This window comes from Labrenzia sp. THAF191a (assembly GCF_009363335.1).
Classification (GTDB): Bacteria; Pseudomonadota; Alphaproteobacteria; order Rhizobiales; family Stappiaceae; genus Roseibium; species Roseibium algicola.
Genome location: NZ_CP045333.1, coordinates 1481897 through 1506190, shown reverse-complemented (window position 1 = coordinate 1506190; position 24294 = coordinate 1481897). Strand labels below are relative to the sequence as shown.

Annotated in this window: 13 protein-coding genes; 3 read left to right on the top strand and 10 right to left on the bottom strand. The window is 62.5% G+C overall.

The genetic code is table 11. The features are described from left to right. Positions 1-210: 210 nt before the first annotated feature. The 10 genes from FIV05_RS06890 to FIV05_RS06850 all read right to left on the bottom strand — a co-directional run bounded on the left by FIV05_RS06890 (position 211) and on the right by FIV05_RS06850 (position 19587). On the bottom strand, positions 211-1245 hold the full coding sequence (locus FIV05_RS06890; RefSeq protein ID WP_152505144.1) for a toprim domain-containing protein: 1035 nt from the start codon (positions 1243-1245) through the stop codon (positions 211-213). Continuing rightward, positions 1245-5585, bottom strand: a complete 4341-nt coding sequence (locus FIV05_RS06885) for a strawberry notch family protein (protein ID WP_152505143.1) — start codon at positions 5583-5585, stop codon at positions 1245-1247. Before FIV05_RS06885 ends, FIV05_RS06890 begins: the two co-directional genes overlap by 1 nt. Before the next feature lie 278 nt (positions 5586-5863). After that, positions 5864-6028 (bottom strand): hypothetical protein, encoded by a 165-nt coding sequence (locus FIV05_RS31530; RefSeq protein ID WP_173013792.1) that lies wholly within the window; start codon positions 6026-6028, stop codon positions 5864-5866. Between the two features lie 452 nt (positions 6029-6480). After that, on the bottom strand, positions 6481-8640 hold the full coding sequence (locus FIV05_RS06880; protein WP_152505142.1) for a ParB/RepB/Spo0J family partition protein: 2160 nt from the start codon (positions 8638-8640) through the stop codon (positions 6481-6483). Positions 8641-8818: 178 nt separating this feature from the next. Beyond that, the gene (gene radC, locus FIV05_RS06875) at positions 8819-9307 is read right to left on the bottom strand and encodes a DNA repair protein RadC (protein WP_269585035.1); all 489 of its coding nucleotides are present in this window, start codon (positions 9305-9307) and stop codon (positions 8819-8821) included. A gap of 118 nt (positions 9308-9425) precedes the next feature. Further along, entirely contained in the window at positions 9426-9830 is a 405-nt protein-coding gene (locus FIV05_RS06870; protein ID WP_152505141.1) for a DUF2958 domain-containing protein, read from the bottom strand. Beyond that, positions 9827-10006, bottom strand: coding sequence for a hypothetical protein (locus tag FIV05_RS06865; RefSeq protein ID WP_152505140.1), 180 nt, complete (start codon positions 10004-10006; stop codon positions 9827-9829). The genes FIV05_RS06870 and FIV05_RS06865 overlap by 4 nt, the downstream gene beginning before the upstream one ends. A 181-nt stretch (positions 10007-10187) precedes the next feature. After that, complete coding sequence (locus FIV05_RS06860) at positions 10188-13526, bottom strand: DEAD/DEAH box helicase family protein (protein ID WP_152505139.1); 3339 nt, start codon at positions 13524-13526, stop codon at positions 10188-10190. Positions 13527-13540: 14 nt separating this feature from the next. Then, a complete protein-coding gene (locus FIV05_RS06855; protein ID WP_152505138.1) occupies positions 13541-16936 on the bottom strand; it encodes a UvrD-helicase domain-containing protein in 3396 nt (1131 codons plus the stop codon). Continuing rightward, the gene (locus FIV05_RS06850) at positions 16933-19587 is read right to left on the bottom strand and encodes a PD-(D/E)XK nuclease family protein (protein ID WP_152505137.1); all 2655 of its coding nucleotides are present in this window, start codon (positions 19585-19587) and stop codon (positions 16933-16935) included. The genes FIV05_RS06855 and FIV05_RS06850 overlap by 4 nt, the downstream gene beginning before the upstream one ends. Before the next feature lie 25 nt (positions 19588-19612). On the opposite strand from FIV05_RS06850, the gene FIV05_RS31525 reads away from it, so the two are divergent. The 3 genes from FIV05_RS31525 (at position 19613) to FIV05_RS06840 (ending at position 24293) form a co-directional block, all read left to right on the top strand. Continuing rightward, positions 19613-19771 (top strand): hypothetical protein, encoded by a 159-nt coding sequence (locus tag FIV05_RS31525; protein ID WP_173013791.1) that lies wholly within the window; start codon positions 19613-19615, stop codon positions 19769-19771. A 129-nt stretch (positions 19772-19900) separates the two neighbouring features. Next, entirely contained in the window at positions 19901-20764 is an 864-nt protein-coding gene (locus tag FIV05_RS06845) for a WYL domain-containing protein (RefSeq protein ID WP_152505136.1), read from the top strand. Between the two features lie 25 nt (positions 20765-20789). Then, positions 20790-24293 (top strand): helicase-related protein, encoded by a 3504-nt coding sequence (locus FIV05_RS06840; protein ID WP_152505135.1) that lies wholly within the window; start codon positions 20790-20792, stop codon positions 24291-24293. Position 24294 lies beyond the last annotated feature (1 nt).

Here is a 24294-nt window from a genome sequence, read left to right as displayed (position 1 = left end):
CCGGCTATTTTGCCTCGCGATGCAAAGCGCCTCCCTGGAGGCGCGGCGGAAAATAGCCGGGCGTGGCCATTGCCCGGCCGTCCCGTTTGTGGGCCGCCTGCCCTCTCAAGAAGGCCGTGGGCGGCGACGTGTCCGACGAGGAAGACCGGGAGGACCGGATATGACAGGAGGACGGCAACCGGTGTGCCACAGTCCTCATCTGCCGCTCCCTCACGCCGCCAGAAAGCGTGCCACGTCCTCGGGATGGAGCTGAAGCCGCAACCGTTCCCGGAGGGTGTCAATGCCGTCGCGCCTCAAATCGTCATTGAAGTCGCCTAGCCGCGGCGTCAGCGCCAGTGCCTCGATCCCGGCCTCGGCGGCTCTGGCCAAAAGAACCTTCCGCGCGCCCTCACCTGCCGGATCGCGGTCACGCAGGACATAGAGCCGCCGGAGACTCTTGGGGAACAGGATGGCGGCGAGATGGGCCGCCGAGAGCGCCGCCAGCACCGGCAGTTCGACACCGGCGGAGCGAGCCGACAGCACAGTCTCGATCCCCTCGCCGGCGGCGAGAACATCTTGCGCCACTCCAAACCGCACCCCGTGACCGAGCAAGTCTCCCATCGCCCGCCTCGGTGTCTCGATGTCCGCCTTGCAAGAGCCGTCCGCCGCGAGCCAGGTGCGATGCGCGCCGGTCTGACGCCCGCCGAGATCGGTGACGGTGGCAACCATCGCCGGAAGCTGTCTGGTCGAGCCGCCGCCTTCCAGCCGGTAGTAGCATGTTGGATGGAAGCGCAGGCTTGCGGTTGCGTGCAAAGCCGTAATGCCGCGATTACGGAGATACGTTTCCACGAGTGTTCCGGCGATCGGCTGCGACATGGCAAAGAGCCGCCTTGCGGCCGCGGCAGAACCGGATGGAACCGACGACAGTTGTCTGGACCGTTTCTCGGGCTCAGGACGAGGCAGGCTCAGAAACCGCCGCGCTTCCTCGGCGACATCGCGAAAGTCGGAGAACCCACAGCTTTCGCGGATGACATCGAGCAGATCGCCATGTTCGCCCGTCGCGGCATCTGTCCATTTTCCAGTAGCGCCCTTGCCACGATCCGGTCCCTTGAGCCGGACAAACATCGACCGGCCCGGCGAACCGTGTACATCCCCCACCAGCCAGTAGCGGCCGGATTTTTGGCCGGCTGGCAGGTAGTGGCGGCACACCGCTTCGGCCGCTCTCGCAAGACGCACCGCCAGATCGGAAGCCTCAACACGGGACATCAGGCCGCCCCACGGTCCAGGACGCGCTCGATCGGCCAGGCTTCCATCACTCTGCCGAGCACCTCCGCCCCACGTTCATCGGCGGGCACGAAGAAGCGCAGCTTCCAGGAGATGATCTCCGAAAAGAGCCCGAAGGCCTTGAGCCGATCGCGCATACCTTCCGAGAACCCGGTGAGCTCGATCCGGTTTGCCCCCATGACGCGGCCCCGCCGGAGCAGCAGACCTTCGGCCAGATCCAGGATCGTCTGGCCATCGATCAGTGCAGCATAGGCTTCATCGGGAGACAGCGTCACCGATCCCGTCGCGGTTGCATTGGCCGCCCAGGCGGGCGAGACGCGGCGGCCGATGATGCGCTCACCCTCGTCGGTCTGCAGCCGATAGACCCGTGTTGACTCGTTCGGCAGACGCTTCCAGACCGGCAGGAGCAGACCGCAGACCATTTGCAACGTGCTCTCGGTGAATTCCGGAATCTCGGACCGTTCGTGGTCCCAGGCCGAAGCGAACGCATCTCGATCCGCCACTTGCCAATGGCTGTCGGCCAGCACCTTGAGCGAGAGGTGGCTGTGCTCCATCGGCCGGATCAGCCGGACACGGCGCTCAATCTCGCCATCGTCGATCATCATCGACGGCGCCTGCACCTGAACGGCCGCCCGCCCCGACTTGCCGTTGACCAGCAGCCTGGCACCGGGCTCCGTTTCAGCACGGGCAATTGCATCCTCAAGCGGCATGGGCCTGTTGCGACGCTTCTCGGAGATGGTGAGCAGCCGGGTCCCCGCACCGGTCGCCGGATGGGTGTGGATCGTCCGGCGATCGGTGACCACAAAGCTCTCGGCCGTCAGTGTCTCCAACCCGAGATCATAAGTGCCGCTGGCGATCGCCCCCTCGATCCTGGCGTCCAGCAGTCGCTCGAAGGCGGCAAAGAGGATGGCTTGAAGCTCGATCGTCAGCGCCAGAAGCCGGTTGAGGAAGGTGGTAATCGGCGGCAGATCGTCCCTGATGCCGTTCGCATCTGTCAGCTTCAGGCCGGTGGCGGTCTCGAACCGTTCGAGCGGGCAGCCCTCGACCTTGCCGCGCACGATCATAAGATAGAGCTGGCGCAGCGCATCGCGGGCATAAAAACTTTCCAGATTGTCCTCGGGGCGAAAGAGCCCCTGCCCGCCGGTCTGGCGCTGGCCGCGAGTGATAGCGCCGAGCGTGTCGAGGCGGCGGGCGATGGTCGACAGGAACCGCTTTTCCGCCTTCACATCCGTGGAGATGGGCCGGAAGAGCGGCGGCTGCGCCTGATTGGTGCGATTCGTCCGCCCGAGGCCCTGGATCGCGGCATCCGCCTTCCAGCCGGGCTCGAGCAGGTAGTGGACCCGCAAGCGTTGGTTCTTTGCCGAGAGATCCGCATGATAGCTGCGCCCGGTGCCGCCGGCATCGGAGAAGATGAGGATGCGTTTGAGGTCATCCATGAAGGCGGACGTCTCGGAGAGATTGGCAGAGGCCGCGCGGCTCTCGACAGAGAGACGATCACCCTTTCTCACGATGCGCCGCGAACGGCCCGTCACCTCGGCAACCGTGTCTGTGCCGAAGCGTTGGACGATCTGATCGAGCGCACCGGGAACCGGCGGCAGCGCAGCGAGCCGCTCGATCAACTCGTCCCGCCGGGCGACCGCCTCGCGGCATTCCACCGGTTGACCGTCCCGGGTTACCGGGCGCGAGGAAAGATTGCCCTCGCTGTCGGTGAAGGGCTCATAGAGCTGCACCGGGAAGGAATGGGCGAGATAGTCGAGAACATATTCGCGTGGGGTGATGTCCACCCGGACGTCATTCCACTCCTCTGTGGGGATCTCGGCGAGCCGGCGCTCCATCAGCGCCTCGCCCGTCGAGACGATCTGAATGACAGCAGCATGCCCCGCCTCCAGATCGCGCTCGATCGACCGGATCAGCGTCGGTGTCTTCATCGATGTCAGCAGATGACCGAAGAAGCGTTGCTTGGCGCTCTCGAAAGCGGATCGCGCAGCGGATTTGGCCTGCCGGTTGAGCGTACCCTCACTTCCGGTGATGTTTGCAGCCTCCATCGCCGCGTCGAGATGGTTGTGAATGACAGTGAAGGCCCCGGCATACGCGTCGTAGATGCGGCGCTGCTCGGCCGTCAGCTGATGTTCGACAAGTTCGTATTCGACGCCGTCATAGGAGAGCGAACGGGCGGTGTAGAGCCCGAGTGACCTGAGGTCGCGGGCCAGCACCTCCATCGCCGCGACGCCGCCCTCCTCGATCGCCTCGACAAACTCGGCCCTTGTCACAAACGGAAAATCGTCGCTTCCCCAGAGACCGAGCCGCTGCGCATAGGCAAGATTGTGCACACTGGTGGCACCGGTCGCCGAGACATAGACGACGCGGGCATCGGGCAGCGCGTGCTGAAGGCGCAGTCCCGCGCGACCCTGCTGCGACGGCGCAACATCCCCGCGCTCGCCCTTGCCGCCACCGGCGTTCTGCATGGCATGGCTTTCGTCGAAAATGATCACTCCATTGAAATCCTTCTCGGCCTCGGCGCCGGGACCGGACTTCAACCATTCGACGATCTGCTTCACCCTGGAAACCTTGTCGCCACGGTCGTCGGAGCGCAGCGTGGCGTAGGTGGTAAAAAGGATGCCTTCGATGAGCGTGATCGGCTTGCCTTGAGGAAAGCGCGACAGAGGCGTGACCAGCAGCCGCTCCATACCGAGGGCAGACCAGTCGCGCTGCGCGTCCTCGATCAGCTTGCCGGATTTGGAGATCCAGACCGCTTTGCGGCGGCCGCGCAGCCAATTTTCAAGGATGATCGCGGCCGACTGGCGGCCCTTGCCCGCACCGGTGCCGTCGCCGAGCATGAAGCCCCGGCGGAAGCGGAAAGCGCCGGCAACCCCTTCGGGCGCTGCCTGGACGAGATCGAAGGTCTCGTCGACTGTCCAACTGCCGGCAAGATGACCAGAATGAGCCTCGCCCGCGTAGATCACCGTCTCGAGCTGCGCGTCCGACAGCACTCCCTCGGTGACGACGTTCGCCGGCAGAAACGGTCGGTAGCCTGGCTTGGGCGGGGCGACCGACGCCATCGCCGCCGACTGCACCAGTTTTGTGGGATGATCCTGACATCCGGGAATACGGATCGACTGCAATCCGTAAGCCTCATAGATTGCGTCGGTAAACCCGGCGCCCTCAGGCGGTGTCCAATCGACGGTTTCGTAGGATAGCTCAACGGCCTCGGGATCGGCAACGGCGGGCCTGGCCGGACGAGATTTTGCCGGGCACGCCGGACCGCCTCGCGCCGCTCGGCCAGCAGAGGGGACCGGTGATCGCGGACCCTCGGGAAGCGAAACCGGCAGCCGAGGTGGAACCGCGTTTTCGATCCAACCGAGAAGCGTGGCGACGTCCGGTGCCATACCAGGCGAGGACGGGAACAGGGTCGGTTCCACTGCGGGTACCTTGTCGATCACGGTGAGCCGCGTCGGGAAGGTCGTTCCGTGTTTCGCGTAAGCCGATCCGGTGATCGCTGCGGAGAACACGACGGTGCCGCGCTCCTGCAGGCGGACAAAGGCTTCGCGCCAGCCCGGTAGTTCCGGACCGACATTTGCCCCGGTGATCGTCACCAGCCGCCCGCCCGGGGCGAGGCGGTTCAGCGCCGAGGCGATGTGCCGGAAACCGGCATCGGCAATGCGCCCAGAAACATTCGCGAGCGCCGTGAAGGGCGGGTTCATGATGACGACGGAAGGCACCAGCCCCGGATCGAGGTGATCGTCGATCTGCGCGGCGTCGAACCGGGTAACGTCTTTTGCCGGAAAGAGAGAAGCGAGCAGGTCGGCGCGAGTTTCCGCAAGCTCGTTTAGGATCAGCGATCCACGGGCGATCTCGGCCAGAACCGCCATCAGGCCGGTACCGGCCGAGGGTTCCAGCACACGATCGTTTTCGGCAACATGAGCCGCCGTCAGCGCGGCAAGGCCAAGGGGAACAGGCGTGCTGAACTGCTGGAGCGTCTGGCTCTCTTCGGACCGGCGCGTCTGCGTTGGTAGCAGCGCCACGATCTTCTCCAGCACGGAAAGCCGTGCAGCTGGAATGGCGGCTTTACGGAAAACCGCCTTGCCGTATTTGCGCAGGAACAGAACTGTTGCCACCTCGCAAGCGTCATAGGCGTCCTTCCAGTTCCAGGCGCCGGATGTATCAGACGCGCCGAACGCAATTTCCATTGCGGCGCGCAACATGGCAGCGTCCACGCGCCGGCCTTGTTCAAGATGCTCAAGAAGATCATGGGCGACGGCCAGGATGGCGGGCGCAGGAGCGATCGGCGTGGCCGGGGCGGTCACGGGTGCGGTCATGTTCATGAGAGGAGATCCTCGAGAGCAGCAACGGGAAAGCCCGGCCAGCGCTCTCTCGACCGCCCGGGCTCACCACGTCCCGGCAGCCCTCTCCCTCTCAGGGCAAAAGAAATCGCGCCACGCAGGAAGGCGGGCGCGATCAAGCTGGAAGAAGGTCAAAGGTCGGTGGGAAGCAGGAAGCGAGCTTGGCTCCTCGAGCGCCCTTGAGCCCGCCACGGTCAAATGCGGCAAGTGATTTCGGGAACCGGGGCTCAACGACCTCGGCCGACCGTGAGGCGATCGCCTCACGAGAAAGGATCGATCTCAAACATCACAGCCACCTCGTCGCCGTCGATTTCGTCGGCGGTTACAGCACCGAAGGATCCGTCGCCAGCCCGGAAAACGACGATGGAAACCATCAGTGTGGCGGCGAGGCTGGAAGCGAAGGCGGTGGCGTCTTGAAGGGTCATTGTTCCGGCTCCTGTCGTTGGAGGCAGGGGACCATCCCCCGCGCGACAGGCGCCCGTAGTGTCTGATCGAGAACGGCAATCACCGCGCGCGTTCGGGCTCGTCCCGAATCCGCGAGGCGGCACGCGCGCGTAAGCCGACCCCATGCGGGTTGAATGACAAAGCCTCGTTCAGACCAAGGTCAGCGAATGGAAGCGGGGGATGGTTTCCGTGTCCGTCAGAAGCCGGAAACCCGGAAATGCGTTTGCACGACCACCTCTGTCCTCTGCCAGCCGATCGAGAGGGAATGCAACGATGGGCAGAAGCGAAGCCATAGGTCAGGCAACCGGCGGATCTCCATCGGAGCACAATTGACTTGATGGTGTTGGGTCCTTTGAACAGCCCTGTAATTGCTGCCCGACCAAGGCCACCATGAAAAAAGCCCGGAGCCTTGCAGCTCCGGGGCGGGATCGCGTTACTCGGCAGCTACAAGGGCGGCGTCATCCTCGTTAGCTTCCGCGTTCTCATCGTCGCCGTCATCATCGGTGAGGAACGCCGGAAGAGTCTCATCTGCTCCGCCCTCCTCGTTTTCCGCCTCGACCGGCGAGGCATCGCCAGCGTCCGTCATGCGCAGCGGCTCCGGCAGCCAGCTTGTGTCAGCCAGCAGCCGTTCGGCCTCCTTGGCCATATCGCCCTTCTTGAGATGGTTGATCAACTCGGCGGCGCGCTCGCCCGCCCCTTCGCGTACGGCTTCGAGGATGCGAGGCTTGGTGACGCGGCCGAGGTAGTTTTCGGCCGTTGGCCGCCAGCCTGCTTCCACCATGTCGAGACCGACAGCGCGGGCGAGACGATCGGCCTCGGCGAGACGCTGCTGGATGCCGTGCACGGTGACGGTGCCGCCGCCGTAGCGATCGGCCTTCTCGTAGAGAGCGTTGACGCCGAACGCCGCGCAATGAGCGAAGAGCTCCGCCTGCTCGGTGCCTTCGAGCGAGGCGAGCCAATCCCAGAGGGCGGCCTCGTCGTCCGGCATACGCGCCTCCCAGGCCTTGTGGCGTTCCTCGATGGCCTGTGCCGCCGGAATTTCCTTCAGGCCGGGCGCTTGCAGGGAGAAGCCGGTGTTGCGCACCGAGACTTCCATGGCCGGGCTATAGGTCATGTAGCGAGAGAAGACGTCCCGGCAGAACTTGTGCAACACAGCCAGGAACGCGACGGACGGATTGTTCGCCAGCCTGTCGCGCAGCGCCAACGTCCGTTCGGCCGTCAGCTCTGTAACAAGGCGTTCCGGAAGCGGCTTGATGACGTCGCCTTCGTCGTCATCTGCATCCATCGGCTGGCTGCCGATGGTGATGACAGCGCGCCGCGCCGAAGAACCGACACCAGCATCATCGTGATCGATGCTGGCGTCACCTCCGTTTCCAGAGCCACTGCCCTCGACGGCGGCGTCAAGCTCATCCTCGGGACGGACATAGCCATGATCGACGACGAATTCGCCATCCCGGCCGATGCTGAGGAAGACACCGGCGCGGGCAATCTCTTCCGGATCGAAGCTGACGGGACGGTTTTCGAAGGCCTCAAGCGCGGCCTCGATCTCCGCCAGACGCAGATCGACCTCGTCGGGCAGATCGCTGGCCTCCGTGTATTCCGCCTCGAGGTCGTCATGCTCCTTGCGGAGTGCTTCTCGGACCGCCCGTTCCTCTTCGGTAAGGTCCTGCATCGCACCGGTCAGTTTGCGCAGACCGTTGGCGTGGCCGTAGGGGAGTTCGACCGAAGCGTCGATCCATTTCCAGCCCTGGTCGGCAATCTCGTCCGCCATACCTTTTAGCTTCTGGTCAACCAGGCTATCGAGCAGGGAGACGTCCTGCAGCCAGCCGTCATTGTCGTGGGAGAAGAGATCGCGCAGGATTGCGCCGCCCGCCGCCTCATAAGCTTCAAGGCCGATGAAACGGGCGCGCTTATCGGATGCCGGCACCGTGGTTTCGGTGAGCATGCGCCGGATCTGCCACGGCTCCTTCTGCCAGGAGTTGCGAATGCTTTCCAAAACCTGTTCCTGACGGGCATGGTCCGGATTGACGGTGAAGGCCATCAACATCTCCAGCGTCATGCCGTCTGCGGCATAGACTTCGAGCAGCACGGGAGACACAGTGGCAAGGCGCAACCGCTGCCTGACGACCTGGACCGTGGTGAAGAAGGCCGCCGCGATCTCCTCCTCGCTCATGCCCTTGTTCCGCAATGCCAAGAAGGCACGGAACTGGTCGAGGGGATGCAGCGCGACGCGCTGGGTGTTTTCGGCGAGACTGTCATCCTCGGCGAGGATGCTGGTCGCCGGATCGCGGACAACGCAGGGCACGGGTGCGGTCTTGGCGAGACGCTTCTGTTTTACGAGGATTGCCAGGGCCTGATAGCGGCGTCCGCCGGCCGGCACCTCGAACATGCCGGTCTCGTTGCCGCCCTCATCGAGCACGGGGCGGACATTGAGGCTCTGGAGGAGTGTGCCGCGGCGGGCGATGTCCTCGGCCAGTTCCTCGACCGAGATGCCGGCCTTGATACGCCGGACGTTCGACTGGCTGAGGACGAGCTTGTTGAAGGGGATGTCACGCGAGGGCGACAGGGTGAGTTTCTGATTGGCAGGTGCCATTGGGATATTCTCCGCGACGGGCGCCGAGAGCCTCTCTCTCTGCACTCAACCCGTCGCGAAAGCCCCAGCCCTCCTCTCCCTCTCGATGGAGCGTGGCCTGCCCCCTGCGATCGGAAGCCACCGCTTCGGGACCGAAGGTCGAATGCAGCCGGGTTCCGTCAGCGCATTCTGCAATCCATCAGATCTCGCCGCGGGCGCGCAGACTGACCTCCCGGCCGATGCCGACGATGATATGGTCATGCAGCGTCAAGCCCAGAACCTGGCAGCCCTTTCTGATTTCCTTCGTCATCGTGATGTCGGCGCGCGAGGGCTCGGGATCGCCGGACGGATGATTGTGGACCAGGATCAGCGCGGTGGCGTTGAGTTCGAGACCGCGCTTCAGGACCTCCCTTGGATAGACCGGCACGTGATCGACGGTTCCGGTCGCCAGACACTCATCCGAAATGAGCCTGTTCTTCTTGTCCAGATAAAGCACATGAAACCGCTCGACCTCGCCGCGGATGGTAAGGGCGCAATAGTCGAGCACCGCCTGCCAGGACGACAGGACCGGGTTCTGGTTGAGGTGGCGCAGCAGAATCTGGCGCGCTTCGTAAATAACCACCCGCTCCTCAGCCGAGATTGGTGCGTGCTGCGTTTCCATGGCAAATGTCTTCTGATGCCGGGTCATGGTCTGGTCTCCCGACGGGCAGCAGGCCCCTTGCCAATGCTCACAACCCGTCACGAGGAACCGCGCCGCCCTCTTCCTCTGAGAGCGGCGCAGACCCGTAAAGCACTGCAGCCAGAATTCAGGCGTTCCGGTTTTCCGCATCCACGGAATTCCTGTTGCGCACATCATCGCTTCGATGCCGGGCATAAAGCATGCGCTCGGCCGCGCGGATGCTGCCGGCTTGACGGGCCGCTTCCGCCCAGACCGAGACCGGCACGTCGGTCTGAAACAGGATGTCGCGCTCGATCCCCATGCCGAAGGGCAGCCGGATGGATTCCAGGTCCCCCAGCGAGAAATGCCCAAGTTCCGGATAGCCGAGATCAGCAAGGCCGAACAGAATGTCGCCGTCAGGATCGAGCTCGGTTGCTAGCCAGACGCCTTGGCCGAAAGGATTGAAGAATTTGACGACCGGCACGTGGTCGGCGTCGCGCTCACGGCCGTTGGCAAGCAGGCGTTCACGGAGATCGGGAGTCAGGAGGATCATGCCGCCCTCTTGTCGCCAGTGCCGGCGTCGGCGGAACCAGTCTCATCCGAAAGGAAGGACTCGATCCAGTCGGCTGCCCGGCTGGCCTCCGGCTCGGCGATGATTTTGTCGGTGATTTCGGAGTAAAGGTTGGTCCGGTTGCTCCGGGCGCCGGATTTACGGTTCTGTTTGGACATCGCGGGTCTCCGCGACGGGCGCTGGAGGTTTCTCCTCCGGTCCTCATCCCGTCACGGCAAACCCGTCCGCACTCTCACTCTCAAAGGGGGCGTTGCGGGGGATTCCCCCGCTCGAAGGGGTCGGCCAAGACTACAGGCTCGGTCGCAGGGGAAGGCTTTCCCCTCCATCTTCTTCGAGCGGTCAGCTACTTGCGATTACCTTCAGCCGCATGGCACGCGTCTCAAGGAGATAGGTTTCCACGCTGGCTAGTAGATGCAGCCCTTCCTCTGTGACGGCCGCTCGCGACAGTCCAGGCTGAACAATGCGCACATCGAATTCGTAGCGATAGTCCTGCCAGCTCGCTTTCAGCTTCTTGAGGAAGGCGGCCGTTCCATGTTCGAAGCGGGAAGTCTGGCCCTTCTCGAGGCGCAACTTCTCCCGCTTCAGCATATGAATGAACATTCGATTGGGACGATCACGCCAGCGGGCGGATTTTTGGGCCTGCCCGCACACTTCATAGAGATCTTTCACCCGTGCACCAGGCGTGTCGGAACTGGAATATTTGCAATGGTGAAGCGTCACCTGCACCAGACCTTCAGTTATTCGAAGAGTGACCACATCCGCGATCTCGCCGGCGCCGTCATCGTCGAAAATGAGGTCATATGCGTCACGCTCTGCGAGCAATGTCTCGATGACGCGTCGCTGCACCGAGTCGGCACGCTTCTCAGGTCCCTGCGCCTCGGCGCGGATATTGGTTTTCGACCAATCCCAGGCCTCGATCCGGTCGTTGGGATAGGGTTCGACCACGACGCCTTCAGGCAGGGCATAGAGGTGGCTGTAGATCAGCAGTGAGCCATCTCCAAAGTCGATCTGCGGGGAATCCTCGCCGAAGGATTCCGACAGCGGTTTCACCTTGCCGCTGACCTTTATGGTTGTTTTCGGACCAGAGCGCTGCGGATAGCGGGCGACACCTTCGGCAAACACGATTTCGAATTCGGCGATATGGGTGTCGCTGCGCACAGCGAAGCGCAACGGACCCGTGCGTTCATGATCCAGCAGCTCGATGTCGCATTCGGCGAAGGCTACGGGCTCGGCGCCGAAACTGATTTCTATCCGGTCCTCGATTTGCGTCAGCAGCGATTCAGGCCAGTGGATCGCGACCGGCGGCACATTTGGGCGTTCGCTGATCTGGCGAGGTCGCATCGCGCTCTTGAAGACGCCATCGGTGGTGATCCCTGGATCGTTGACGGCCTTGCCGATATCCGCGCACCATTCGACCCAGTCAGTCAGATCACGAACCCGCGAAATCGACCAGAACTTGCCTTTGGCTGAACAGCCACGAGAGGCGGGAACGCCGTCGAGGAACCCGGTTGCGAACACGTTGTTCTTGATGCGCGACTGGGACTTCGCCGTGTCGAGTCCGTCGGCGACATCGACACCCATATACATGGAGTAGCGGACACCGCGTCCCTGATGGTGCGTCAGGCCAAGATTGCGCAGGATCAGGCGATTGAACCCGTGCAGGCTGCGGAACACCTCCTCGCCCTCGACCCGGCGTGTGGCCTCACCGCAGACCGCCTTGGCCAATCGGTCATACGGTCCCTTGATTGAGCTGCTGATATAGAGGAGCTGACTATCGGGATCCCAATGCATCATGTGCAGGTCCCAGGTGACATTGGTCGCGTGCTGGGCCGTGGTCCAGCCGGCCTGCTCTTCGGAGCGGGTGACGAAGATGGCGACACGCTGGTGTGGGTTAACCTTCATGCCGAGATAGACGCCGGGACTATACAAGTCCTCGGCCCGCAAAGGCTCCCAACCATTGCAATTGGTGCGATAGACGACGGCGTTCATCTTCGGTTCAAGCGTCTGCAGCGGAATGTCGCTCAAGTCGCCTACAAAGCCCTTGAACATCTCGGAACGGCGGACCTGCCGGTCGATCTTCGCGGTGCTGAGTGCCTCAACCAGTGCGTTCCAGTCGGCATCCTCCGCATAGAGCTTGGCCAGTGAACGATCAATGTCGTCAATGCCGGTGTTGGCGATGACGGTGGCGTCGCCGAGGCGCGGATCCTGGCGGGTGAAGCGGCCGACAAACTGGATGGTGACGGCTATGCTCTTGTGCGGATCGTGCAGGGCGGCGATCTTCAGTTCCGGCAGATCGAAACCTTCGCCAAGCATGTCCACGCAAACGATGATCCGGCTCTCGAAGCGCCGCAGAGCGGCAAGGTTTGCACGACGTTCACGGATCGACTGCTGGCTATGAACGATGACCGGACGAAGTTCCGGGTACATCTCGCTGTAAAGCTGGTGGAGGGTTCTGGCACGGTCGATGGTCTGACAGCGCGCCATGGCGAGATGGTTGAGGCCGGCGGCCAGATCACCCTGGAGGACTTCACCGAGCTTCTCCGCGACCGCGAGATCGGCGTCCGCCTGATCGAGCCCGAAAACAGCCTCGAAGCGGATCGGTTTGAAATAGCCTTCGGCCTGCGCCTTCTTGAGCGGATAGGTGTAGATGAACTCGCCGTCGACGCGCCGGCCGTCCTCACGGAACGGTGTGGCGGTGAACTGGACGATCGGAAGCGGCGGCTCGCGATCGGCGAAGAGACCCCGAAAGCGGGCCCAGGTCGGGGCACCGATGTGATGAGCCTCGTCGATAAACAGCGCAGAGGCACGTGCTGCCATCCGCTCCTGGACCGCTGCTTCGGCCCGGCCGGCGATCTGCATCGTCGTGACGATGACATTGGCGCTGTCGAAGATCTCATCCACCTCGGCTACCGTCGTCGGAATGTGCGAAAGGCGCATCACCACGGGAAATACTGCCTTGTCTTCCAGGCATTGCTGTTGCCTCAGCACGCCGAAGGTCTCGAATTTGCCCGCGATCTGCTCTCGCAGGGCGTCCGTCGGCACCACGACCAGTAGTCTCTCGAAGCGCTGGTGGGCGTTGAGCGCGAGCATGGTTTCCGTCTTGCCGGTGCCCGTCGGCATGACGATGGTGGCCGGATCGCTCGATCGCGTCGCATGGGCCAAAGCCGCGTGCAACGCGCCGATTTGAGGACGTCGCAGACCGGGCTGGGCTGGCTGCTCACTTTCGGCTGCTCGTCCCTCCCGGAGATGAAAGGCGCCTGACCAGGATGCCGAAACCGCTGCCAGCCGTTCGACCCGCGCTTGGCGCTTCAACGTGTCGATGCGGATGGGCAACGCAGTCATCCACCGGCCTTTGCCGGCATCGAGTGCTTTGGCGATCTGCGCAGGTTCACTTGCACCGGGGACCAGAAGAATGAGATCCGCCTCCAGCGAGGTGGCAGTCTTCGCATTGAGAATCTTCAGTGCCTCGCCGGTCGGCAGCGTGGTTTCATGACCCGTCGCACGGCGGATCGAAAAGGGTCGCAGCCGGCAGCGCACGCGCAGCGGCGGAACCGCCAACTGGCGTATCGGACTTCCCAGGACCTTGCCCTCGATCGCAAGCCGAGCCGGCAGCAGCAGTTCGACCTCGGGATTGAAGAGATCGTCCTGGGCGGGTTCGGGGCGTTTGCGGGAGGCCATGGTCGCGTCCCAGACTAAGCCGCAATCGTCTGGGGCGAAGGCGGGACGGTGATCACCGTTCCGCTCGTCATCAGAACGATCAGGCCCCGTTCAGCACCGGTCATGTCGAGATAGGCAAGCACTTGGGCCCGATAGTGATCGAGTGTCTCCTGGGCGGGATTCACGTCGCTCTTCCAGTCGATCACGACGGTTGGCCGACCTTCCGGATCAATTGTAAGCGCGTCCGCGATGCCGGCAGTCGCAACCAGCTCGGCATCCTCTTGCTGAAGGGCATAGACCGGAAATTCAGCGAGCAATGAGGGACGCAAGGCCGCCACCTCCGACAAGGCCAGCGTTCGCGTAACGCAACCGACCAGTTCCTCAGGCGAAAGCCCGTTCGCCGGCTCGGAGGCGGGCTCCTCGCCGAGCGCACGGATGAGGTCAGCGGCACGCGCGATGAGAGCCGCGCCGGCCTCGTCGCATTCCCCTGTCAGAATTTCTTCCATGAGCTTGTGAAGGATAAGTCCACGCGCGCGCCCGCCCTGGAGGGAGGCGGCCGCTTCTGCGTCTGGTGCCGAAGTATCAGCGGAGCCGATCCATATATCCGGCTCTTCTTCCTGAAGCACCGAACCGGTCGCCGTCTCGTCGCGGCTCGGCGCAAGCCAGGTCAGGTGCATCTGCCTTTCAGCAATCAAATCAGCCTCAGTGTCAAAGCTCTCCCGTGTCTGGTCGTTTGCGGCATCGCCTGTCACCACGATCGGATCGATCGGCAGATGCGACACGTCAAGGGGAGGGAGTTCTGTCAGGGACAGGTCCACCAGGCCGATCCAGGCCGACGCTGAAGGCGTGGCGTCGAGCCGCGGCAAGACCAAGAGCTCCCGGGCGCGGGTTGCCGCGACATACCAGAGCCGAACCCGCTCGCGGTCCAGTTCATCCTTCTCAGCCTGCCGCGCCGCGTCGTAACCGGACGGAGGGACACCCAGAACCGGGCAGTAGAAGGTATCAGTCTGGCGATCGGTCACGGCGCTATCAGGCGCCATCACACCTGTCATGGTGTTAATGGGGATGACGACCGGCCATTCGAGACCTTTCGCGGCATGCATCGTGTAGAGGGCGACGGCTTCTTCCTGCGCATCAGGCCGGCCTTCCACGGCACGGGCCTCATCCATCCATGCCGCCGTTATTGTCTCGGAAAAGGCCCGCAGGCCGCGTACTGCATAGCTGACGGCGAGGCTGAGATAGAGATCGACATTGGCAAGCGCTCGTTCTGCCTGACCGCGATGCCGTTCCAGAAGAACAGGGCGTACCCGAAGGACATCAACGGCCTGCGAAAGAAGATCGTGCGGTGTCGTGCTGTTGGCGCGTTTCTGGAGCGCCTGCAGCCGCTCGATCACATCGCGCGCCAGCGGATGCATTATTGTCGCCGGGTCGACACCGAGGTCGAGCCACGGGATCCGGTCGGGTTCTTGTTCCGAACGCGGAAGCGCCCAGACGATGTCCAGGAGTTCCTCTTCGCTGAGCCCGACAATCGGGCCGCGCAGCAGTGCGCCGAGCGCCAGCGTATCACGACGATCGGCGAGAACCCGCGTGATCGCGATGAGGTCCTGAACTTCCTGCCGACGAAACAGACCTTTACCGGCCTGGGTTGCGACCGGGATGCCACGGCGTTCAAGGGCTTCTTCATAACGCCAGAGTTCCGCGCCGGTCGGGGCGAGCAGGGCGATGTCGCCTGGCTGGCAGGGGCGTTGTGCACCGGCTTTGCGATCCCGGACCGGATGACTGCCGATCAACCGCGCGCAAAGTTCAGCCACCGATTCGGCTTCGGCGTCGCGTCGCTGCTCGGCGCTGGCCTTGCCGTTCTCGTCAGCAACCGCGATATCGATCGCCGCGACGCAGACGCCATCATCCGGATCGCTGTGGAAGGGATCGAGCGCTGTGAAGCCGGGCTGGCCATCAGCCGATAGAACAGCCTCGAACCGTTCGTTGACGAAAGTGAGGATCGAGGCACAGGAACGGAAATTGGTCGAGATCGAAACGAGTCCGTCCACGTCCTGATTCGAGAAGGCCGTGCGGGCCTGGACATAAGCACCGACATCCGCGCTGCGGAAGCGGTAGATTGCCTGCTTGGGGTCACCGACCAAGAAGAGTGCGCCCGGCCTAATCCGGAAGTTCGTCCAGTCCTTCGGGTCATCGCCGGGATCACCGCATAGACGCCAAAAGATTTCGGCCTGGAGCGGGTCGGTGTCCTGAAACTCGTCGACCAAGACCTTTGAATACCGCTGACCGAGCGCCTGTCGCACAATTTCATGGTCACGCAACAGATCGCGCGCGGCGTAGATAAGATCGTCGAAATCAAGCTGGGCGCTGGCGCGCTTGTGCTCGCGATAGCGTGCCAGGATTGTGCGTGCTTCATCTATCAATGTCGTCAGGACCTGGCCGGAAACCGCCTGGAGCAGTGCGGTCCACGCGCCACAGCACGCCTCGTACAAACCGCTGGCCGTATCGTTCAGCCTGTCACCGTCTGCCTTGGAAAGCCCGGCCTGCTTGGCCGCCGCCGCCCATTTGCCCTTCTTGCGGTAGGCGTAAAAACTGCCTGCCCCGGTCGTAAGGTCGGGATGCGGACGTGCAACCAGCAGCCCGACGAGTGCGGCGGGCGTGGAACCATCTGCAACGGATGGAAGGGCAGCCACCATTTCAGAAAAGCGCGCGGCGAAGACCTCCGTTTCCGGCTCATCGACGCCGGCACCTTGCACAAAGGCCGATAGTTCGTCGGCCGCCTGCTGGAAGGCTTGCAGGTGGCTTGCAAAGAGCATCGCGTCCGGTGCGACCAGATTCCTCGAACGCCGGAGGGCTTCGGCGATCTTATGCATCAGAGCGACGGTCTCTCCCGGGCTATGCAGCACCATCTCGGCCAGGACACCGCCCTGATCGCCAGACAATCGCTCGCGCAGCCAGCCATCGACGATTTCGAGGAAGTTGAGATCGGCCTGGTTGCGATCGATGACCGCTGCGCCCGGATCGATATCAGCTTCCGCCGGGTAGGGCTTGATCAATCGCTGACAGAAGCCGTGGATGGTCGAGCAGGTGATTTCGTCGATCGCCGTGCTGGCCGAAATCAGATTGTCGCGCTGCGCCGCAGACAGTCCCTCCGGCAGGCCGGCGCGGAGCTCCGGTGCGACATGGCCGGCGGCGAGATCTTCGACGAAATCGCGGACGCGCAAGAGGAGCTCGCTGGCCGCCAGTTCTGTAAACGTAACCGCGGCGATGGAACTTGGCGCGACACCCTGCGCCAGCATGACAGCGATCCTGCCGGCCATGACGGCGGTCTTGCCCGACCCCGCGCCGGCCTCCACCAGGATGGACCGGTCGTGGCGGCTGATAGCGTCACGCCGGGCACCATCATCCTTGAGGACTTCCACGCTGCTCATCATTCCGCCTCCCAGATCGGCGCGACTTCGCTCAACCGCTCGATTGCAGCGGCTTGCTTGCGTTTGCAGTAGGTGGCGCCTGCGTTTGCCGGCAGGGCAAAAGCGAGATCGTCATAGTCGCCTCCGGTATCCGGCCCGGGCAGTGCAGCGCCGCTGGCCAATGCGGTTCTCGCCGCCTGCAGATATGCCTTGATCTCCGCCAGGACGATGTCCGGCTCGTCAAGCCGGAGGTCAAGCGGTTCACGCGGATAGAGCAGCGAGGCACTGATCGCGATGTGGTCGCCCAGGAGCGCCTTGACGGCGAAGGCATAGAGGCAACGCTGAAGCTCGCGGCCGCCGTTCATGCGGATGTTGCCTTTGGGCGACTTACCGGTCTTGTAGTCGCGTACGAGCGCCCAACTGCCGTCATCAGCGATGTCGAGCCGATCGATATAGCCGGCAATCTGAAATCCGGTGTCGGGGATGATCACCGGCACACTGGCGTCCCAGGGCAATGCCGCCTCCGACTTGGGCTCGGACCCGCCGAACGGGACTTCGCCAAAGGATCGGCTGCCCGGCAAATGATCATTGCCATAGGCAAGCGCCTGTCCGGCAAGAGCGCGCGCGTCCCCAAGCGTGCGGCCCCAGATAACAGCGGGCGGAACGGGCCGTTCGCTTTCCCATTCGGCCGCCACCGCACCAGCAGCTTCGTCCACCGCAGCCCGAACGGCAGCCACGTCGGCGGACGCGATACCGCCTGTCGCCTCGAGGTTTCGCAGGGCGCCGTCGAGCACCAGATGGATGAGGTCGCCGGTTTGCAGGGCGTCAAGCACGAGCGGCTCGGCACTGCCTTGCGGGGATTTCCAACCGAGAGCATAGCGCCAGAGGAAGTTGATGGGGCTGCGCAGCAGTGTCTTGAGCGAGCTCGCCGACTGGGTCCGCGCGAGGATCGCGAGAACCAAAGGATGATCAGACCTGACCATTCCATCATGAGCTGTCACATCGGCCATGCGCCAATCGCGCCAGCAGGAACGCGCACTCAATGCCTGGGGATCGGCGGCGAATTCCTGTGGCCGCGCCATCAGCCGGTCGGTTTCACTGAAGGCATGGGCGGGAACGGCGTTGCGCCGCAGATAGGCTTCCTCGTCATAGGTGGCGAGGAGAGGGCTGCGACCCAGCAGCCGGCCGTCGCTGTCGCGTCGGGCGCGGGTGAGGACGACGTCGCTGCCCGTAGTGGCGAGGATCGTATCAAAGTCACGGCGATCTGCCAGATTGACGGGAAGCGGGTCGAGCTCGCCCGTTGGAATGATGTGGTCCGGGATCAGCCGATCTTCGGCGATCCCGCGTGGCCAGCGGGAGGAATTGAGACCGATCAGCCGAGCGAAGCGTCGCGGCGACGCGGCGAGGGCGCTGGCCGGCATCCAGGCCACGGAGACGGAGGCCTCGAGCCCGTCATCCTGTTTCAATGATTCCAGCGTGCTGTCGATCGCGCCGGCGGGCCCTGCCAGAAGGGCTTTGCGCCAGATGGACAATGCCCGGCCCTTGAGGAAGGCTTCGCCGATCTCCTGTACCGCGTCCGGTCCCTTTGCCAGCAGATCGACCGCAGCACGCAACACCGGGGCGTGATCCATGCCGTCAGGCCAGTCGTCTGGCGCGAGGCGCGCCAGCAGTTGGTTCCAGGCGGACGGCGTTGACAAGGGTGCATCGCTTGGAAGGACGCGCATCCAGCCATCGGGAAGGGAAGCCAGAGGTGCAGAATCGCGGCACAGGGCGGCGAGACGGCGCAAGCGCGACTGCGAAAGTCCGCGCACGACGATGTCGGCGAGTGCCGCTGCCGCTTGTCCGTCACGTGTCGTGACGGCAGGGACGCCATGAACGAAATGCAGATCAATATTGGCATCGGCTCGCAGCGCGAGAAAATGATCGTCGTAGTCGGCCGGCGACGCGGTGGCGATGGCAATGTCGGCGGGCGATACGCCCGACGCGAGCAGTGACCGAACCCAACGCAGTGTCTCGACTGCCTCATGGTAAGCGGTCGCGGCACTGACGGATCGAATGGTCGGCGCCTCAGCATCGCCTCGAGAGACAGCAACTCCGCTTTCCTTGAGCCAGGCTGGGACAGGGCGAGGACCTGACGTCCATTGCATGGGGATGTGCTCGGCGAGCGCCTTCAGCAGAGGCCGCCAGCAGGGAGACAGTTCGGTCAGTCCGACGATTTCCATCGAGCCGAATATGGCGGGCGCATGGGTGATCCGGCTGATGGCTGTGGCGACAATATCGACCGAACACATCATTCCGCCCGGAAGTTCGGTGAGAACAGCGGCCTCCAGGCGAGCGATGGCTTCAAGCCTTGGATGATCAGCTGACCGGGAGGCAAGATCGATACCTGCCCGCCACGCCTTGTGCAGTGTGTCGGCGGCCGCGCCGATCATGCCCGGCAGCATCTTGATATCTTCCAGTTCGCCCATCGGTGTTTCAGGGAGGACCGTCTGGATCGCCGCGCGCAGGCTTTCTTCGTCGATCGCGCGGGTGAAGCCGCCCGCGAGCCGCACCGCGGCTTGTTCGAATGACATGATCTGGAGGCCATGTTGACCGCCACGAGCCGCCGCGAGGCGGGCCTCCCGCATTGCCAGGCGACCATACACGACAAGGGTGGATCGCTTCGCGGCCGTCATCGCTGCCCCCTTTCCGGGTTACTTCTTGTTCGGACGCTGGGTCAGCGCCGACGCAGCCGCGCTCTTGGCTGCCTTGCTGCTATTCGGGTTCCGTAAGACCTTCGCGGCTGCGCTCGCCGCCTTCTTGCTGGTTACCTCACGGTTTGCACTGCGCTTCGGCATCACCCTCTCCTTCGGCAATTAGCGATGTTCTGCCGTTGACGAACGGCTATAATGGGAATAATAATTACACGGACTTTCCGTCTTGTCCATATAGTTTATAGTCTGACCAAGGTGGCCAATCGTATAGTTTCTCGCAGTCAGGGAGCCGTGAGTGCGCTGGGGTGTTGAGCAAAGGCTTGAATTTATTGAGTTTCGCCTGTTCTGGGAGGGCTCGATCAACCGCGCCGACATCGTTGAGTTTTTTGGCGTGTCGGTTCCGCAGGCTTCGAAAGATCTGGCGCTTTATCAGGAGAGGGCGCCCGGAAACATGGAGTATGACAAGCGCGGCAAGCGCTATGTTGCTGCCAAGAAGTTTGTCCTGCGCTTCCTGGATCCCGACCCTTATGTCTATCTCGCCCAGCTTCGTTCAGTTGCCGAAGGCTCCGTCCCATCAAGTGATTCCTGGATTGCGGAACTCCCCAAGACCGATGTTGCGCTAACGCCCAAGCGGGATGTCGACATCGAGGTTCTGCGCAAGATTCTCGATGCCGTGCGCGAAGGCGTCTCGGTGGATGTCTTCTATCAGTCTATGAACAAAGTTCGCCCGGATCCGATTTGGAGAAGGATCACGCCGCATGCGTTTGGCTATGACGGGTTCCGTTGGCATGTTCGCGCCTATTGTCACCTTGAGCACAAGTTCAAGGACTTCCTGTTGCCACGGACGCTTGAAGTCGGCGGCAAAGGCGACCCCGGGGCAACTGGCGAGCAGGACTGGCTCTGGAACAACTTTTTCGACGTGGTCATCGGTCCGCATCCCGATCTCACGGAGAGCCAGAAAAAGGTTGTCGCCAAAGACTACGGGTTCGACCACGGGAGCGGCGTTCTTTCGGTTCGCTATGCAATGCTGTTCTATGTTCTCAAGCGACTTGGCTTGCTTGTGGATGCGGCAAAGCAAAGCCCTCGTACGCAGCATATCGTTGCATTAAACCGCAAGGAGACTGAGGCGGCGCTGGAAAAGGCGGAGCTTCAGCTATGAAGATTTCGGGGGGAAGCGTCGACTGATGGGTGCAAAACTCGAGGATGTAAAGAACGGCGCGTCGATCTGCGGTATTGCCTCGGCGAGGCCGGCGCATGTCGTTTCGGTCGACTGGATTGGCGACCAGGCGATTAACGTCGTCTACCGCGACCATAACGGAACGGTGGCGGAGTCGGTCCTCTATCGCGACGATGAGCATCGCCTTGAGGTGGAGCAGAGCGGTCGAGCCTGGTCGTTCGATGCCGATGGCGCGCTTTTGCGTCTCGTGACCGAGGCCAACCGCATCAAGCTGGCACACTATTTCGACCCCTACCTCGCCATTCACACGAGCCTGGTCGATCCGTTGCCGCACCAGATCTCAGCAGTATACGGCGAGATGCTGCCGCGCCAGCCGTTGCGTTTCCTCCTCGCAGACGACCCTGGTGCCGGTAAGACGATCATGGCCGGCCTGCTCCTCAAGGAGTTGATCGCACGAAGTGATCTCGAACGATGCCTGATCGTCGCGCCTGGCAGTCTTGTTGAGCAGTGGCAAGACGAACTCGGGCAAAAATTTGATCTGGAATTCGACATCCTCACACGTGACATGATCGAAACCTCGCGGTCGGGCAACCCGTTCAGCGATCGAGACCGGTTAATTGTCAGGCTCGATGTGTTGGCGCGCAACGAGGAGCTTCAGGAGAAGCTCATGAGCGCCCGCGAATGGGACCTGATCGTCTGTGACGAAGCACATCGTATGTCAGCGACGTATTTTGGCGGCGAGGTGAAATATACACGCCGCTATCAAGTCGGGCAGAAGCTTGGGCAAGTCTGTCGCCATCTCCTGCTCATGTCGGCGACCCCACACAATGGTAAGGAGGAGGACTTCCAACTCTTCATGGCACTGCTCGACGGCGATCGTTTCGAAGGCCGATTCCGGGACGGCGTACATTACGCTGACACCGAAGACATGATGCGGAGGCTGACGAAGGAGGAATTGCTCAAGTTCGACGGCCGGCCGCTTTTCCCGCCGCGCCGTGCCCGCACAGTCAAGTACGAGCTCTCCGAAGGCGAGGCCGCCCTTTATACTGCCGTCACCGAATATGTGCGTACCGAAATGAACCGTGTGCAGCGGTTCGCCGAAGGGGATAACAAGAAGCGCAACAATGTTGGTTTCGCATTACAGATCCTGCAACGGCGCCTCGCTTCATCTCCGGCAGCAATCTACCAGTCGCTGAAACGCCGTCGCGAGCGTTTGGAGACAGAGTTGGGCGAAGCGCGGCTGGCGGCCAAAGGGCGCCGTGCCGGAGTCGCTGAGCCGGCGCTCAACGCTGATATGCTGGGCAACATCGAGGAATACGGCCAGGAGGAGATCGACGAACTTGAGGATCTGATTTCAACTGGCGCGACGACGGCTGAGACGATCGAACAGCTTGCGTTGGAAGTCGAGACGCTGAAAGACCTCGAGTCCAAAGCCATGGGCGTCCTGCGTTCCGGCGTGGACACGAAGTGGACCGAACTCAATCGTATTCTCGACGATGATCTCATGACTGACGCGGCGGGGAATCGCCGTAAGTTGATCATCTTCACAGAGCCCAAAGACACGCTTCACTATCTTCTCGACAAGGTACGTGCGCGCCTTGGCAATCCCGAGGCAGTCGACGTGATTCATGGCGGGGTATCGCGCGAGGAACGTCGAAAAGTTATCGAGCGATTCATGCAGGACAAGGACTTGCTTGTCCTTATCGCAAACGACGCAGCCGGCGAGGGTGTGAACCTTCAGCGCGGGCATCTGATGGTCAACTACGACCTTCCATGGAATCCCAACAAGATCGAGCAGAGGTTCGGTCGCATCCATAGAATCGGGCAGTCCGAGGTATGTCACTTGTGGAATCTCGTGGCGGCTGACACGCGCGAAGGTGAAGTCTATGCGCGGCTCCTAGAAAAGCTGGAGACGGCACGGGAGGCATTGGGCGGTCGCGTCTACGATGTGCTGGGTGAGCTTTTTGAAGGTACGTCGCTCAAGGAGCTGCTCCTCCAGGCAGTGCAGTACAGCGAGCAGGAGGATGTGAAAGCATATCTCTTCCGCCAGGTAGATGGAGCAGTCGATCAATCCCATCTGCTGGAGTTACTTCGGCGGCGGGCGCTGACCAACGACACTATGCCCGCGGCCAAGGTCGATGAGCTGCGACTCGAAATGGAGCGTGCCGAAGCACAGCGGCTCCAGCCTCATCACATCCAGAGTTTCTTCATTGAGGCATTCCAGCATCTCGGTGGCCGTCTCAAGCGTCGCGAAGATGGGCGCTGGGAGATCACGCACGTTCCGGTACGCATCCGCGAGCGCGATCGGCAGATTGGCACCGGAGCGCCTGTTCAGAAACAATATGAGCGGATTTGTTTCGACAAGGCCCACATCAACCAGCAGCCAGTCGCTTCCTTTATCTGCCCCGGTCACCCGCTTCTGGAGGCCGTAATCAGCCTGATCCGCGAGCAATATGAGCAGATCATGCGCCAAGGTGCAATCATGGTCGATGAGACCGATCCGGGCGACGCGATTTCGGCAATCTTCCTTCTGGAGCACACAGTACAGGACGGCCGAACCACAAGCGCAGGGAAGCCGCATGTAATCTCGCAGCGCCTCCAGTTCGCCGCAATCGACCGAGCCGGCACGACTGTCAACGCCGGAATCGCGCCTCATCTCAACCTGCGACCGGCAAAGACAGAAGAGATCGACGCTGTGCGTGACCTGCTCGACGAGCAATGGCTGACCAGCGAACTGGAGAAGTCTGCGATCAGGTTTGCCACGGTGGAACTGGCCCAGGAACATGTCTCAGAGGTCAAGGCCCGCCGGTTGCCTGAAGTCGAGAAGGTCGAGCAGGAAGTCCGGGCCCGACTGAAAAAAGAGATCAATTACTGGGACTCGCGTGCCTTCGAACTGAAAGAAGAAGAAAAGGCCGGTAAGCGAACCCGGCTAAACTGGCAGAACGCGCAGCGTCGTGCCGAGGACCTCGCGGAGCGGCAGAAGCGCCGAATGGACCAGCTTGAGCAGGAGCGGTTTATTTCATCCCAACCGCCACGTGTGCGCGGTGGCATGGTGGTCATTCCGCATGGCCTTCTGGCTGCGCGGGATGCCCCCCGAGTTCCAGACCATTTCGCGGAAGATCCCGCCGCCCGCAAGAAAATCGAGATTGCCGCGATGCAAGCGGTGATGGCGGCGGAACGCGCTCTGGGACACGCTCCTGTCGATGTCTCCGGCCAGAAGGTTGGCTACGACATTGCTTCACATGATCCGAAATCGGGGCATCTTCGGTTCATAGAAGTCAAAGGTCGCATCGATGGTGCAAATTCCGTGATGATCACGCGCCAGGAAGTCATCACGTCCTTGCACGAGCCGGAGAAATTCATTCTGGCGATCGTAGCGGTCGCCGACGGCTTCGCCCATGAACCGCGCTACGTGCGTGGCCCGCTCGTCGAGCGGGAGCCCTCGTTCCTTGAAACAGCAATTCAATTCGACCTTCGTCGCCTGCTGGAGCGGGCGCAAGAGCCAGCTTAGG

Bases quoted from the DNA above. Each gene is read 5' to 3' on its own strand.
- FIV05_RS06890 (WP_152505144.1), bottom strand. From the start codon at position 1,245: ATGTCCCGTGTTGAGGCTTCCGATCTGGCGGTGCGTCTTGCGAGAGCG.
- FIV05_RS06885 (WP_152505143.1), bottom strand. From the start codon at position 5,585: ATGAACATGACCGCACCCGTGACCGCCCCGGCCACGCCGATCGCTCCT.
- FIV05_RS31530 (WP_173013792.1), bottom strand. From the start codon at position 6,028: ATGACCCTTCAAGACGCCACCGCCTTCGCTTCCAGCCTCGCCGCCACA.
- FIV05_RS06880 (WP_152505142.1), bottom strand. From the start codon at position 8,640: ATGGCACCTGCCAATCAGAAACTCACCCTGTCGCCCTCGCGTGACATC.
- radC (WP_269585035.1), bottom strand. From the start codon at position 9,307: ATGACCCGGCATCAGAAGACATTTGCCATGGAAACGCAGCACGCACCA.
- FIV05_RS06870 (WP_152505141.1), bottom strand. From the start codon at position 9,830: ATGATCCTCCTGACTCCCGATCTCCGTGAACGCCTGCTTGCCAACGGC.
- FIV05_RS06865 (WP_152505140.1), bottom strand. From the start codon at position 10,006: ATGTCCAAACAGAACCGTAAATCCGGCGCCCGGAGCAACCGGACCAAC.
- FIV05_RS06860 (WP_152505139.1), bottom strand. From the start codon at position 13,526: ATGGCCTCCCGCAAACGCCCCGAACCCGCCCAGGACGATCTCTTCAAT.
- FIV05_RS06855 (WP_152505138.1), bottom strand. From the start codon at position 16,936: ATGATGAGCAGCGTGGAAGTCCTCAAGGATGATGGTGCCCGGCGTGAC.
- FIV05_RS06850 (WP_152505137.1), bottom strand. From the start codon at position 19,587: ATGACGGCCGCGAAGCGATCCACCCTTGTCGTGTATGGTCGCCTGGCA.
- FIV05_RS06840 (WP_152505135.1), top strand. From the start codon at position 20,790: ATGGGTGCAAAACTCGAGGATGTAAAGAACGGCGCGTCGATCTGCGGT.